Origin of the sequence: Kitasatospora sp. CMC57 (assembly GCF_045866025.2) — a bacterium.
In the GTDB taxonomy this organism is placed as follows: Bacteria; Actinomycetota; Actinomycetes; order Streptomycetales; family Streptomycetaceae; genus Kitasatospora.
In genome coordinates this window covers 5,849,546-5,862,736 of sequence record NZ_AP035881.2, presented here as the reverse complement: position 1 = coordinate 5,862,736, position 13,191 = coordinate 5,849,546, and the positions used below count along the sequence as shown (strand labels likewise).

Sequence of the window (13,191 nt, the reverse complement as noted above, 5' to 3'; positions counted from 1 at the left end):
GGCTGACCGGTCGGGTCAGCTGACCGGGTAGTCGGTGGGCCGGGAGCCCTCGCGCAGTTCGTCATGGGCCTTGGTGAGCAGCTGCATCGCCAGCTCGTTCAGCGCGCGGGCCCCGGCCACCTCCTCGCCGACCCGCAGCTGCGGGCGGTCGTCGTGGTGCCGGGTGCTGTAGCCGTGCGCCCTGAGTTCGGTGCCGTCGGCCAGCCGGACCAGCGCTGCCGCCTTGGTCCGGTCGCCCTCCTCGGCGAACTCCAGCTCGACGTGCCAGCCAACGAGTGTCCGGGTCATCTTCACCACCACCTCCGGGAGATCCTCTCCCTCCAGCCTGCTCCCGGTGGCCGGGTCTCGGCCAGGTCAGTCCTTCGGCGGTTCGCACTCCTCTCGGCCGGTCGCGCTGTGCACCACCTTGACCGGGCGGTCGGGGCCGCCGGGGACGACCTGTTGGGGCTGTCCGCAACGGGGGCAGATGAGCGGGATCTTGGGCATGTCGTCCTCCTCGTTCCAGTGTGCTCCGCGCCACGTCCGGCGGAGTATTGAACGCGTTCAGAGATGGCGTAGAGTCTCCGACAGAAGGGTTTGAACGCGTTCAACAGAGGGGCGGCCGCCGTGACCACGCTGGTCAACCTGATCGTGATGCTCGGCATGCTGGCCGTGGTGCCGGTCGGCCTCGGACTGCTCGGCGGCCCTGGCAGCGCCGCGCTGGCCCGGCTCTGGCCGCTGGCCGCACTGCCCGGCGCCGTGGCGCTCTGGCTACCGCGCGGGGCCACCGCCACCGCACTGGCCTCGGTCTACGCGGCCGGCACGCTCGCGCTGGCCACGCTCGCACCGGTCCGGCTGGCCCGGTACCGCTCGGTCGCTCCCAGCGAGATCGCGGCGCTCACCGCCCTGGTCTCGCCCTCGGTGGCCGGGCTCGCCCTGGTCGCGGAGCGCTCGGGCACCCGGCTGTTCGACTTCGACCTCGACATCCTGGCGCTCACCGTCCCGCACTTCCACTTCGCCGGCTTCACCGCCGCGCTGGTGGCCGGACTGGTCTGCCGCACTGTCCGGAGCCGTCCGCAGCTGGCCGGGGCGGCGGCGCTCAGCGTCCCGCTCGGCACCCTGCTGGTGCTGGCCGGGTACTTCGTCGACGACTGGGCCGAGCTGGCCGGGGCCGTCGTGCTGACCACCGGGATGTGGCTGGTCGGACTGCTCAGCTGGCAGGACGTCGGCCACGGCGCACCCGACCGGCTGACCGGGCGGCTGCTGCGCTGCTCGGCCGCCGTCCTGGTGGTCACCATGCTGCTCGCCCTCTGGTGGGCCCTCGGTGAGGCCACCGGCCTGACCCACCCCACCCTCACCTGGATGGCCGCCACCCACGGCCTCGGCAACGCGCTCGGCTTCGCGCTCTGCGCGCTGCTCGCCTGGCGCCGACTCAAGGAGCTGGACCGATGACCACCACCACGCCGAGGGGCGACACCGCACCGAGGACCACCTTCAACTACCCCGAGGTCGGCGCCACCCGCGAGCCCGACCAGTTGCCCGAGGGATACCTGTACCTCCGCCACCGCGTGCTGATCGGCCACGGCCGCGAAGCCCTGGAAGCCGCAGGCGCGGCGCTGACCGGCTGGCGGATGCACCGGGGCACCGGGGCCACCGTCCGGGCCGACGCCGAGGCGGCCGCGCCGGGAGTCCGGCTGGTGGTCGGCCTGGGGCTGGGGCGGCTCCGGTTCGAGGCTCCTGCCGAGGTGGTCTGGACCGTCGCGGAACCGGGCCGGATCGGCTTCGCCTACGGCACCCTGGCGGGCCACCCCGAGCAGGGCGAGGAGTCGTTCATCGTGACGATGGGCGCCGACCGGGCGGTCTGGTTCACCGTCACCGCGTTCAGCCGCCCGGCCTGCTGGTACACCCGGCTGGCCGGTCCCGTGGTGCCGCTGCTGCAGAAGCTGTACGCCCGGCAGCTCGGCCAGGTGCTCCGCCGGGCGCGGTACTAGGCCCTGTCCAGGCGATCTTGTCGGATCAGCGTGCGGCGTCGGGCGCCCGGCTGGGCGTGCGGCCGGAACGGCCTCGTACCGGGTCGTACTTGGGCGCTCCGGCCGTGCGTCCAGCCGGGCTGTGACATCAGCCGCCGGCGCGGCGGGTCCGACGTCGCACGCCCGGCAAGATCGCCCGGACAGGGCCTAGCCCAGCAACTCCCGGGCGTGGGCGGCCTTCCGGGCCGAGAAGTACGGGTTGCGCCGCAGCGCAGTGCGGAGCAGCTCGGCGGCGCCGGGCAGGGCTAGGGCGTGCTCGATAACTCCGCTGCGGTACGCCGCCAGGGCGCTGGTGCCTCCCGCCCCGGCGGCGAACCGGGCATGTGGCAGCGCCTCCTGGTCCCGTCCCGCCTGGTGCAGGGCCCAGGCCAGCTCCTCCGCGACCAGCGGGCTGTGCCGCCGCTGCCACTCCTCGGTCAGCAGCCGGACGGCCTCCGCCGGGTCACCGTGGTCGGCCAGGTAGCGGGCCAGTTGGAGGTCCAGCGGCCCGGTGGCCAGCCGGACTTCGCCGGCCAGCGTGGCCAACTGGGCTTCCGCCTCGGCCGGGTGCCCGCTGCTCAGCTGCAACTCGGCGTACTCCAGCAGGAACTGCGGCTGCGGCACCCGGGCCACCAGCTCCGCGTACCGGCGCAGCGCCTCGTCGGTCCGGCCGAGCGCGGCGGCGGTGCGGGCCAGCCCGAAGGCGGCGCAGTGGTCGTCGGGTTGGACGGCCAGCGCGTGCCGGTAGTGCTGCTCGGCCTGCTCGGGCCGGCCCTGTTCCCACTCCAGATCGCCCAACCGGTGGGCACTGAAAGCCTGTTCGCCCGGGGTCACGGCGATTTCCAGGGCCCGTTCCAGCGCGAGCACCGCCTCCGCCGTCCGCCCGTGCGTCTCCAGGTCATAGGAGGCGCGGGTGTACGCCGCCGTGGTGGGGGACAGGTCCAGCAGGCGCTGGGTGGCGGCGGTGGCGGCGGAGAGGTTGCCGAGCTGGAGCTCGGCGTCCGCGAGCACCGCGTACCCGGCGGCCCGGTCGGGCGCCATACCGGTCGAGCGCAGGCCGAACTCCCGTGCGGTGGCGAACTCGTGGCGGGCATTGGCGAGCATTCCCGAGCCGATCTGGGCCTCGTAGTTGCGCTCGGGGCGGAAGGCGAGCGAGCGGGCCAGCGCCCGGTCGGCCTCCGCCAGCTGCCCGCCGTCGAGGGTGGTCCTGGCCCGGTCCACCGCCGCCAGGCCCAGTTCGGCCCAGGCGATGGCGTCCCCCGGCCGCTGCCCGGCCGCCTGCCGGGCAGCGGCCAAGCTGTCGGCCGGTGGCGGTGCCTGGACCCGGACGGGCTGCGCGGCCGGGCCACCCGGGCCGCCCGGACCGAGGGCCAGCAGCCCGACGGCACAGGCCAGTACCACCAGTCCGCCGCCGGCCGCGCGGGTCAGGTAGCGACGACGGGTCACGGGCCCGCGTGCGGCAGGTTGACGTACGGGAAGATGTCGGAGGCGGGCTTCGGCTGCCAGTTGAAGGAGGCCGGCGGCAGCAGGTGCGCGGCCGAACGGCCCGAGGGCTCACCCTCCAGCATCCGGAGCAGCGGTACGTCGATCTCGTCGTTCAGGCGGCGGCCGTTGGGGTAGCCCTGGAGGTCGCCGTCGAGCACGCCGTACGGGTGCGGGTGCGCGCTGACCGGGGTGGTGAGGTTGAGCCGCAGTTGATCGGCCCAACGGAGGGCGGCCGGGTCGGCGTCGGCGTTCATCGCCTGGGTGTTGAGGTCGGTGCCGAACCGGGAGCCGTTGTCCCTGCCGAGGCCGCCGAGGAAGAGCGCCCGGATGTCGGTGCGCGGCCCGGCCGGGGCGGCGAAGCCCTGGGCCGCCCCGATCCGGCGGGGCGGCACCGGGTCGAGCGCGGCGGCGAGGAACTCCTCGTCCTGCGCGTCGAGTTCGGCCGGCCTGGCGTTGAACCGGTCCTCCGGACCGCCTGGCTGGGAGAGTCCGGCGAAGGTGCCCCAGAGCGCGAACATGATGTGCGGGTTGCCGAGCCGTCCGACCTGCCGGTACGTCGCGTCCTGGGTCCGCAGGTCACGGGAGAGGTCGGCACTCTCGCGGGAGACAGTGGCCCAGATGCCGACCACCGGGTTGCGCTCCGGGTCGCCGTTCAGGGCGAGTTCACGCTTGGGGAGCTGGAGCACCAGCGTGCCGACGTTCAGCGCGGAGAGCGGTCCGGCGGCGGGTAGCGCTCCTGGGACCGGCCCGACGGTGCCGACCGTGAAGAGTCCGAACACCCGGGTGTCGGCGACGAACGGCTCGGCGATCTGGCCCGCCAGCGTCCGGCCGCCGCCGGGCAGACTGCGGGTGGCCTCGGCACGCAGCGCGCCGTAGTCGGGCATCAGGGCCAGACCCGTGTGGGTCGGCGCGGCGGTGCCGTCGGAGACCAACGTCTCGGTCCGCCCGTTCCTGATCCGCTCCAGGGTGTAACGCTGCTTGAACAGCAGCGAGTTGTCCCTGAGCGAGCGCACCGGGCCGACCGCGATCGGCCCGGCGCCGAACAGCCGCCGGTCCTCGTTCCTGAAGGTCCACCGGTACGTGGTGTCCGGCTGCCCGGTGCCCCTGCCGTCGAGGTGCACCTCGTACCTGGCGCGGGTGGCGAACGGGTAGTTCAGCAGCCCGGCGCCCGGGAGTTGGCCGGGCTGGACGTCGACCACGATGGTCACCTGGTCGTGGTCGTCCGGGCTGGTGAAGGCGTACACGTCGGTGAGGTTGGCCTGCCCGTCCGCCAGCACGGCGGGCGAGTCGAAGTGCCCACCGGCCTGGCCCAGGCCGAGCAGCGGACCGCCGAGCGCGGCGGCGGCCAGGGTGGCGACGGCGCCGCCGAGGAACAGGCGGCGACTCGGACGACGGATACCGGCGGATGCGGACATGGCGGCTCCAGGGTTCGCGGAGGCTGACCCAAATTCCCTGCACGGCAGCGGCGTTGGGGCAGCGCAAGGCAGCCCGTTACCCGGACGGCCAGGGACAAACGTAGGGCGGAGTGGATCTTCGCGCACTCCGCACCCGCCGACTCCCACGGACGTGTCATGCCATTCCCCCGGGTGGCCCAACTTCGGCCGCAGGCCTTACCCCTCAGGCGTCATGCGTACACGGATCGAGCCCGGTGGCCGCTAGCCTTCGAGCGCATCCCCGATCAGGGCCGACCGGCCCCCGGTTCGGCGCGCCCGCATGCCCATCCCCCCGCTGCGGTCGGCGAGTTGACCCGCTAGTCAAGGAATCACATGAAACTACGTCGGCTCTTCTCGATGCTCTTCGCAGCGCTGCTGATGACCATGGTCACCCCGGCCACCGCCTCGGCCTCCGGCATGCCCTCCGGCCCGTACGTCTCGCCGTGGGGCACCGCCCAGGTCACCTGGGCCGACAGCTTCAAGGCCCGACTGGCCGACCGGGCCGTGGTGATCACCCCGATCGCGCCCGTCACCGCGCCGCCGGACGACAGCGGCATCATCAGCGACATCGGCTGGACGTCCGGCGACTACATCGACCTGGAGAACTTCGGCCGGGTCTACTACCCCGGCGGCGTCCGTCTCAGCACCCCGGACACAGGCGGCAGCTGGACCATGGACGAGTTCTGGCTGCGCTTCTCGCCCAACCGCGGCCTCTCCTCCTATCTGGAGGTCAACGGCACCAAGTCCCCGACCGAGCAGCTGTTCTGCTCGTACACCCTGCGCGACGCCTTCGGTGCGGGCTGGGGTCTGACCTTCGGTGGCGTGCGGACCGCGAAGGTGCCGCTCACCCTCACCGACATCGGCGCCGACACCCTCAACGAGGCGCTCGGCACCTCGTTCCACGCCGGGGAGCCGTTCGGCGTGCTGTCCGGCGAGTTCCGCTACATCCCCTGACGCCCCTCACCCAGGAGCAAGCCATGCGCATCCTCCGCAAGTTCGCCTTCGCCGCCGCCGCCGCTCTGGTGCTGGCCGCACCGGTCGGCCTGGCCCCGTCCGCCCGGGCGGTGGTGCCGGCCGGCCAGGGCGCCGGTCACCGCGCGTCCGGGATCTACGTCTCCCCTGGGGCAGTGCCCTCCTCCGGCTCAGCGACACGACCAAGGCGTGGCTCCGTGCCAACGGCCTCACGCTGGGTGCGATCGCACCGTTCACGCTGGACCCCGACGGCGACGGCTTCGACATGCCGATCGGGACGACCGCCGGTGACCACCTGGACGAGAAGGGCCGGATCTTCTACCCCGGCGGCATCACCTTCACCCAGGAGAGCAGCCGGACCACCGTCGAGCTGATCCCGACCCGGATCCGGGTCATGCCCGAGCCCGGTTACTCGGCCGGACTCCACGTGAACGGGCAGCCGGTACTGGAGGAGACCATGGTCGCCTACACCACCCCCGCCGAGGTCCTGGCCAACGCCCAGCCCACCTTCACCGGCTTCCGGCTGAAGGAGGTGCCGTTCCACATCACCAAGGACGTGGCCGGGCTGACCCGTACGTACTTCGGCGAGGGCCTGCAGGCCCACTCGCTGCTCGGCACGCTGACGCCGCGCTTCGACTACGTGCCCACCAAGTAGGCCGGTGGAATAGCCCGGCGGACCGGACCGTTGACGCCGACGCAGAACGCACGCAGAACGCACGCAGACCCCAGCCGGACGAGAAGGGCAGGCAGGCCGATATGAGCACCGTCGAACTGACCACCGAGAACTTCGACGAGGTGATCGGGGGCGCTGACGACCGGAACTTCGTCTTCATCGACTTCTGGGCCGGCTGGTGCGGCCCCTGCGTACGGTTCGCGCCGGTCTACGAGAAGGCCGCCGAGCGCCACTCCGACATCGTCTTCGCCAAGGTGGACACCGAGGCGCAGCGGGAGCTGGCGGCGGCCTTCGACATCCAGTCGATCCCGACCCTGGCGATCATCCGGGACGGCACGCTGGTCTTCTCCCAGGCGGGTGCCCTGCCCGAGCCGGTGCTGGAGGACCTGATCGGCAAGGCCCGCGCGCTGGACATGGACGAGGTCAGGGCCAAGGTGGCGGCGGAGAAGTCCGAGCAGAAGTAGGCGGCTGAGCACGTGGGCGGGCCCGGGGACGAGACCGGGCCCGCCCGCCGCGCGTTCAAGGCTCACCGCACGCTCAGACCCGGGCGGCCAGCCCGTCCAGCAGCAGTCGGAGGGCCAGTTCGAAACCGCGTTCGTCCAGCCCGCCGCCCCGGGCGGCCGACTCGGTCAGGGCCTCGGCCAGTGACGGGTAGCCCGGCCGGTACTCCTCGGCCGGGCGCGCAAAGCCCGCGGTGAAGGTCTCCAGCGCGGAGCCGAGCACCAGGTAGTCCAGTGCCGCCGCCGCCTCCGCCGCGTCGGCCGGCCCGAGACCGGCCCGGCCGAGTGCGGCCAGCAGCGCTTCGTAGCCCAGCAGTTGGCGTTCGGCCTCGACCCGGCGGCGGGCCAGCAGGGCGATCGTGTTGGGGTGCCGGCGGAAGACCGCACGGTAGCCCCGGGCGTACCCGGCGATGCCCGCCCGCCACTCCGGATCGGCCAGCGGGGCGAGGTCGATCTCGGCGTTGACCAGCTCGGCGAGCGAGTCGAGCAGCTCGTCCTTGCCCGCCACGTGGTTGTAGAGGGAGGCGGCCTTGACCCCGAGCCGGTCGGCCAGCGCCCGCATGGTGAGGCCGTCCGGGCCGCTCTCGTCCACCACCGCGAGCGCCGCCCTGGCGATGATCTCCCTGCTCAGCAGCGCCCTGCTGGGTCGTCCCACGTCCCTGCCTCCCCCTTCGCCCTCCCGGCACCCGTCCGCCGGTCCGGCCACGTTACAGCCTGTTGCGGTGCGACTCCCGTTCCCGGAGCGGTCGGCCGAGCAAGGGCGGAGACGCCCCGCACGCGGCCTCCACCAGCACAGGTGCCGTCACACGACGATGAGGCGTTCGCGTTTCGTAAGACGATCGGCCCGCAGCCCCCTGGTGGCGGCTCATAGGGTGCTCGGGTGCCGCCGGGCCCGAGTCCGGGCGGTTTCGTGGTGACGCCGCCCGGCCGAGGCCGGGCCGGATCGGAAGGCTGCCCGTGATGCCCGAGGTGCTCCCAACTCCCGCCGTCCGCGCCGAACTCGGTGTGATCGGCGGGTCCGGCCTGTACGCGCTGCTCGACGACGTGACCGAGGTGGTGGTCGACACGCCGTACGGTCGGCCGAGCGACTCGCTGTTCCTGGGCGAGGTCGGCGGCCGCCGGGTGGCGTTCCTCCCCCGACACGGACGCCGGCACAGACTGCCCCCGCACCGGATCAACTACCGGGCGAATCTCTGGGCGCTGCACTCGCTGGGGGTGCGTCAGGTGCTGGCGCCGTGTGCGGTGGGCGGGCTGCGGGCGGAGTACGGTCCCGGCACGCTGGTGGTGCCGGACCAGTTCGTCGACCGGACCTCGGGACGGGCGCAGACCTTCTACGACGGGCTGCCGCTGCCGGACGGCACGGTGCCGGAGGTCGTCCATGTCGCGCTGGCCGATCCGTACTGCGCTACGGGGCGGAACGCCCTGCTGGAAGCGGCCCGGGGCTGCGCCTGGGAGCCGGTGGACGGCGGGACGCTGGTGGTCGTGGAGGGGCCGCGCTTCTCGACCCGTGCGGAGTCCCGCTGGTTCGGCGCCAACGGCTGGTCGGTGGTGGGGATGACGGGTCATCCGGAGGCGGTCCTCGCGCGGGAGTTGGCCCTCTGCTACAGCTCCGTCGCGCTGGTGACCGACCTCGACGCGGGTGTGGAGGCGGGCGAGGGTGTCACCCACGCCGAGGTGCTGGAGTTCTTCGGACGCAACGTCGAACGGCTGCGCTCGGTGCTGTTCGGGGCGCTGGAGGAACTGCCGGCCGTCCGGGAGTGCGCCTGCACGCAGGCCCTGGACGGGCTGCGGACCGGGCTCAGGGGCGTTCCGGCCCCTTGAGCCTGGCCCGGCGGGCCGCGTTCCACCCGGCCGCCGCTGTGGTCACGACCGCGACGGCGGCCAGCAGGAGAAGCCAGTTGCGCAGGTAGGGCAGCGGGAGGACGGACGGGTTTCCGTGGTCCGCTCCGGACCGTAGGACGGCCGGCACGGCGATGACGCTGATCGCGGCGGCCACCGCGAGACCGGCGCGCAGCACCGGACTGCGGAGCACGAGGACACCCACCAGCAGGACCAGCGGCACCCACACGCCGTCATGGATCACCACGGCGCCGGCCGACCAGAGGAGCACGTCCAGCGGGTCGGCGATCTGGGGGTCGTTCAGCAGTCCGAACACGCCGTAGCCCAGCAGGGCCACCCCGGCCGATCCGGTGATCCAGCGCAGCGGGCTCATCCGAGCACCTCGATCCGGGAGACCCACTTGGTCTGCAGGACGCCCGGGCGGTTCGGGGCGATGATCCGGGCCGGGTAGCCGTGATCTGCGTCCAGCACCTGACCGTTGACCCGGAGGGCCAGCAGGGTGAGCGGGTCGCGGGCGTAGGTCGGGGCCATCTCGGTGACGGCGTACGGGCCGGAGCTCTCCAGGGAGACGATCCGCAGCCGGGCGTCCGCCGGGGCACCCGCCCGGTCGAGCAGGTCACGCAGCCGCACGCCGGTCCAGTCGGCGGAGGCGCTCCAGCCTTCGACGCAGGCGATCGGCAGGGGCGCGGTGTGCTGAGGCATGGTCAGCAGTTCGGCCATCGAGAGGTGGAGCGGGACGGGGCCGTCGACCGTGAGCCGCCAGTCCGCGGGGACAGCGGTGGTGCCGGCCTGGGCGGCGGTGCGGTTGACGGGCAGGCCCTGGCTTCCGAGGTCGGGCCGGCGCGGAGCGAGCAGGTCGACCGCCCGCAGCCCGGGGATACTCTGCCCCGCAGTGGTCACCGTGACGGCCGCGACCGAGGCGGTCACCGTGCCGAGGAACGCCCGGCGTCCCGGCAGGGCTGCGCGCCCACGCCACCAGTGCTCGCCGATGGCCGTGGCCTTGGCGGTGACGTGCAGCAGCAGGGCGCCGGTGATGATCCAGCCCAGCCAGAAGTGGGTCTGGCGGAACGGGAACGGCCACGGGTACCACTGCAGGGTGTTGAGCAGGCCGGTGAAGAGTTCAAGCAGGGTCGCGGCGACCAGGACGGCGATGGCCAGACGCTCCGCCAGGTGCCGGACGCTGCGCGCGGGCGGCCACTCGAACAACTTCGGGTACACGGTCCAGAGTTTCGCGCCCAGCAGTGGCACGGCGGCGATCCCGGCGATCACGTGCAGCCCCTGGGTGACCCGGTAGCCGTTCACCGGCCGGCTCGGCAGGTGGTCCCGCAGCCAGCCGGGGGGCTCCTGGAGAACGTGGCTGAGCAGGCCGCTCAGGAAGCAGAGGAGGATGGCCGCGCCGAGCCGGCGGCCGACGACCACGGCGGTCCGGGCCTCGTGCAGCGGCGAGCGGAAGGTGCCCTCGCGCAGCGGGCCGATCCGCAGGGCGTCCGGCGGCTGCGGCAAGGGGATGTCGAACCGGCGCGGTCCGTCTCCGGTGGAGGTCTCGTTCATGTCCTCATGAGAGCGCCGATCCGTGCGCAGCGGTGCCTTCGACATGCTTACGAAACTCGTACGGTGGCCCGTGGCACCGGTCGGCGGACCTCGCCCGGTGGGACGCTGACGGGGTGTCCGAGAACCTGAACCCCGCCCGCGTCAACCCCCTCTGGCCTGCCGCGCTGTCCCTCGCCGCACTGGTCGGCGCCCTGACGGCCACGGTTCTGCGCGGCGGGACGCTCGGTGACCGCAGCGGCCTGTACGGCTGGTACCTCCTCGACGGAGCGCTGTTCGCGCTCGCCGTCGTCCTGCTGCGACGGGTGCGGTCGACGGCGGTGCCGTGGGTCGTGCTGGTGGGGAGCGTCGCCGTGGCGGCGACCGGGCTGCTGGCACCGCCGCGCACCAGTGACGACGCCTACCGCTACCTGTGGGACGGCCGGGTGCAGGCCGCCGGGATCTCACCGTACGACCACGCCCCGGACGCGCCTGAGCTGGCCGGGATCCGGCGGCAGGCGCCCGAGCTGTTCCCGCCGGGTGGCGACTGCACGGGCTGGGACGAGCGGCGTACCGCTGCGGGTGAGTGCAGCAGGATCAACCGGCCCGCCGTGCACACCATTTACCCGCCGGTCGCCGAGAGCTGGTTCGCAGGGCTGTACGCGCTCGGCGGCCGGTTCGGGGTCCAGGCCGCGCAGCTGGGCGGTGCGCTGCTGGCGGTGGCCACGTCCGGCGCCCTGCTCCTGGTGCTGCGGCGGCTCGGTACGGGCCCGTCGTGGCGGGCCGCGCTCTGGGGCTGGTGTCCCGGGGTGGCGGTGTGGGCGGTCAACGACGCGCATGTGGACACGCTCGGGGCACTCCTGCTGGTGGTCTCCCTGGCGGCGACCCGGCGCGGCCGGCGGGCGCTCGGCGGCGGACTGCTGGGGCTGTCGGTCGCCACCAAGCTGGTGCCCGTTCTCGCGCTGCCCGGAGCGCTGTCGGGAGTACTCGCCCGCCGTCCCCTGGCACGCGACCTGGTGCTGCCGCTGGCGACTCTCGCGACCCTGGCGCTGTCGTACCTGCCGTACCTCCTCGCCTCCGGCCCCGCGGTGCTCGGGTACCTGCCGGGCTACCTGCGGGAGGAGGGGTACGAGCAGGGGCGAGTCGAGCGGTTCGGGCTGCTGCGCCTGGTCCTTCCGGACCAACTGGCTGTGGTGGCCGGAGCGGTGGTGATCCTGGCGGCCGTGGGGTGGGTGCTGTTCCGGGGTGATCCGGCCCGGCCGTGGCGCGGGTCCCTGCTGGTGACCGGGACGGCGCTGCTGGTGGTCGCGCCGGCCTACCCCTGGTACGGGCTGCTGGTGGTGGCCCTGGCCGCGCTCGACGGACGGTGGGAGTGGCTGGCAGTTCCGGCGGCCGGCCAGGTGCTCTACCTGGCCGGCGGGCACGCCCAGCAACTCGCTTACGGCGCAGCCCTGGTGGCCGTCGTTGCCGGAGCGGTGATCCGGCGGCAAGCCACGTCGCGGAGTGACGCACCGGCCGGAGTCCACGTCGCGGAGTGACGCCCCGGGCGGAGTCCGCGTCAGATCCGGCGCAGAGCGGTGAAGCGGCGGCCGTGGCTGGTCCAGCGCTCCGCCTCGGCCAGCCCGGCCGGGCCGGCGTGCCGGGCGACGGCGGCCGCGCCGAGGCGGGCCCAGCGGAACCGTGGGCCGAGCCGCCCTCCGCCGTCCTCGATCCGGACGAGCAGCTGTTCGTCCACCTCCACCGGTTCGACCTCGGCGATCAACATCCCTCCAGGGCAGAGCAGTTGGGCGACCCGGCGGAGCAGCGCGGCCGGATCGCCACCGATGCCCAGGTTGCCGTCCGCCAGCAGCACCGCCCCCCAGCGGCCCTCGCCGGGGAGACGGTCGAAGACCGACCGGCACAGCGCCCCCGCGCCCAGGCCGCGGGTGCGGGTGACGGCCGCTTCGGTGAGGTCCACGCCGAGAGCCGGAACGCCGAGAGCCAGCAGCTCGGCCACCAGGCGCCCCGGTCCGCAGCCGACGTCCAGCACCGGCCGGCCCAGGCCCACGCAGCGGCTGAGCATGGTGTGGTCGGCCGGGTCGGGTGCCGCGCACCAGCGTTCCACGTCCAGCTGATGGCGGGAGCCGTCCTCGGCCCGCAGCCACAGCGGTCCCCGGCCGGTGCGGATCGCCCGGGTGAACGGATCGTCGATCCAGGGCCGGGCCGGTGCCACGGGGGCGGTCACCCGGGCAGCCCGGCGGGGGCCGTGATACCGGCCAGACAGCGGGCGAACCCCCCGTCGGGGGCGGTGCCCGCGACCTCGGCGGCGGTCTCGGCGGTGTCCACGTCGGTGAGTTGTGGCAGCCGGTGCACGCGCAGCCCGGCGCGGACCAGCCTGGTCAGCAGCTCTTCGCCGGTGCGGTCGGTGGACATCGGGACGCCGACCAGCAGTCGGCGGGCCAGTCGTTCGGAGGGTCGGCCCAGCCCCAGGGCCCAGAAGCCGCCGTCAGCGGCCGGGCCGTACCAGGCGTCGACGCCCCCGCGCCCTCCGGCGGCCAGCGGGCCGGCCAGCGTGGCCGCCGCCACCTGGGGGGTGTCCATGCCGACCAGCAGCGCGGGCGCGCCCGGCGGGGCGTGGCCGAAGGCGGCCGCGAGCCGCTGGTCCAGCCCGCCCCCGGCCTGTGGCACCACGCGCCAGCCGGGCGGCAGCCAGCTGCCCGGTTCGCCCTCCAGGACCAGCAGCCGTTCTCCTGCGGGCACGATGGAGAGCGTCTCCAGGGTGTCGGCGAGCGCCG

At 73.8% G+C, this 13,191-nt stretch carries 16 protein-coding genes; 7 read left to right on the top strand and 9 right to left on the bottom strand.

From position 1 onward, the window contains the following. Positions 1 to 15: 15 nt before the first annotated feature. Positions 16 to 288: a DUF1876 domain-containing protein gene (locus ACKUU6_RS26225; RefSeq protein ID WP_407991027.1), complete on the bottom strand. Its 273-nt coding sequence runs from the start codon at positions 286 to 288 to the stop codon at positions 16 to 18. Positions 289 to 354: 66 nt separating this feature from the next. Next, a complete protein-coding gene (locus ACKUU6_RS26220) occupies positions 355 to 486 on the bottom strand; it encodes a hypothetical protein (protein WP_407991026.1) in 132 nt (43 codons plus the stop codon). Between the two features lie 120 nt (positions 487 to 606). Between ACKUU6_RS26220 and ACKUU6_RS26215 the strand changes: the two genes are divergently transcribed. Together ACKUU6_RS26215 and ACKUU6_RS26210 are read left to right on the top strand one after the other, a co-directional pair. After that, positions 607 to 1,431: a YndJ family protein gene (locus ACKUU6_RS26215; protein WP_407991025.1), complete on the top strand. Its 825-nt coding sequence runs from the start codon at positions 607 to 609 to the stop codon at positions 1,429 to 1,431. Then, complete coding sequence (locus tag ACKUU6_RS26210) at positions 1,428 to 1,970, top strand: DUF1990 family protein (protein ID WP_407991024.1); 543 nt, start codon at positions 1,428 to 1,430, stop codon at positions 1,968 to 1,970. Before ACKUU6_RS26215 ends, ACKUU6_RS26210 begins: the two co-directional genes overlap by 4 nt. 186 nt (positions 1,971 to 2,156) lie before the next feature. Here the strand turns inward: ACKUU6_RS26210 and ACKUU6_RS26205 are convergent, their stop codons facing one another. Both ACKUU6_RS26205 and ACKUU6_RS26200 read right to left on the bottom strand, forming a co-directional pair. After that, complete coding sequence (locus ACKUU6_RS26205) at positions 2,157 to 3,434, bottom strand: tetratricopeptide repeat protein (RefSeq protein ID WP_407991023.1); 1,278 nt, start codon at positions 3,432 to 3,434, stop codon at positions 2,157 to 2,159. After that, positions 3,431 to 4,888: a DUF4331 domain-containing protein gene (locus ACKUU6_RS26200; RefSeq protein WP_407991022.1), complete on the bottom strand. Its 1,458-nt coding sequence runs from the start codon at positions 4,886 to 4,888 to the stop codon at positions 3,431 to 3,433. The genes ACKUU6_RS26205 and ACKUU6_RS26200 overlap by 4 nt, the downstream gene beginning before the upstream one ends. Positions 4,889 to 5,239: 351 nt before the next feature. Here ACKUU6_RS26200 and ACKUU6_RS26195 point away from each other — a divergent pair, with 351 nt between their 5' ends. The 3 genes from ACKUU6_RS26195 (at position 5,240) to ACKUU6_RS26185 (ending at position 7,015) form a co-directional block, all read left to right on the top strand. After that, a complete protein-coding gene (locus ACKUU6_RS26195) occupies positions 5,240 to 5,860 on the top strand; it encodes a hypothetical protein (protein ID WP_407991021.1) in 621 nt (206 codons plus the stop codon). A 283-nt stretch (positions 5,861 to 6,143) separates the two neighbouring features. Then, positions 6,144 to 6,533 (top strand): hypothetical protein, encoded by a 390-nt coding sequence (locus ACKUU6_RS26190; protein WP_407991020.1) that lies wholly within the window; start codon positions 6,144 to 6,146, stop codon positions 6,531 to 6,533. A 101-nt stretch (positions 6,534 to 6,634) separates the two neighbouring features. Next, complete coding sequence (locus ACKUU6_RS26185; protein WP_407991019.1) at positions 6,635 to 7,015, top strand: thioredoxin family protein; 381 nt, start codon at positions 6,635 to 6,637, stop codon at positions 7,013 to 7,015. 73 nt (positions 7,016 to 7,088) lie between these two features. Here ACKUU6_RS26185 and ACKUU6_RS26180 read toward each other — a convergent pair whose 3' ends face one another. Next, the gene (locus tag ACKUU6_RS26180; protein ID WP_407991018.1) at positions 7,089 to 7,706 is read right to left on the bottom strand and encodes a TetR/AcrR family transcriptional regulator C-terminal domain-containing protein; all 618 of its coding nucleotides are present in this window, start codon (positions 7,704 to 7,706) and stop codon (positions 7,089 to 7,091) included. A 305-nt stretch (positions 7,707 to 8,011) separates the two neighbouring features. On the opposite strand from ACKUU6_RS26180, the gene ACKUU6_RS26175 reads away from it, so the two are divergent. Then, positions 8,012 to 8,872 (top strand): S-methyl-5'-thioadenosine phosphorylase, encoded by an 861-nt coding sequence (locus ACKUU6_RS26175; protein ID WP_407991017.1) that lies wholly within the window; start codon positions 8,012 to 8,014, stop codon positions 8,870 to 8,872. Here ACKUU6_RS26175 and ACKUU6_RS26170 read toward each other — a convergent pair. Then, complete coding sequence (locus ACKUU6_RS26170; RefSeq protein ID WP_407991016.1) at positions 8,850 to 9,263, bottom strand: hypothetical protein; 414 nt, start codon at positions 9,261 to 9,263, stop codon at positions 8,850 to 8,852. The genes ACKUU6_RS26175 and ACKUU6_RS26170 overlap by 23 nt on opposite strands. Next, a complete protein-coding gene (locus ACKUU6_RS26165) occupies positions 9,260 to 10,441 on the bottom strand; it encodes a molybdopterin-dependent oxidoreductase (RefSeq protein WP_407991015.1) in 1,182 nt (393 codons plus the stop codon). Before ACKUU6_RS26165 ends, ACKUU6_RS26170 begins: the two co-directional genes overlap by 4 nt. Positions 10,442 to 10,554: 113 nt before the next feature. On the opposite strand from ACKUU6_RS26165, the gene ACKUU6_RS26160 reads away from it, so the two are divergent. Further along, positions 10,555 to 11,955, top strand: coding sequence for a hypothetical protein (locus ACKUU6_RS26160; protein ID WP_407991014.1), 1,401 nt, complete (start codon positions 10,555 to 10,557; stop codon positions 11,953 to 11,955). A 20-nt stretch (positions 11,956 to 11,975) separates the two neighbouring features. Here ACKUU6_RS26160 and ACKUU6_RS26155 read toward each other — a convergent pair whose 3' ends face one another. Further along, positions 11,976 to 12,641, bottom strand: coding sequence for a methyltransferase domain-containing protein (locus ACKUU6_RS26155; protein WP_407991013.1), 666 nt, complete (start codon positions 12,639 to 12,641; stop codon positions 11,976 to 11,978). Beyond that, positions 12,638 to 13,084, bottom strand: coding sequence for a TIGR04282 family arsenosugar biosynthesis glycosyltransferase (locus ACKUU6_RS26150; protein ID WP_407992244.1), 447 nt, complete (start codon positions 13,082 to 13,084; stop codon positions 12,638 to 12,640). The genes ACKUU6_RS26155 and ACKUU6_RS26150 overlap by 4 nt, the downstream gene beginning before the upstream one ends. Between the last annotated feature and the right edge of the window lie 107 nt (positions 13,085 to 13,191).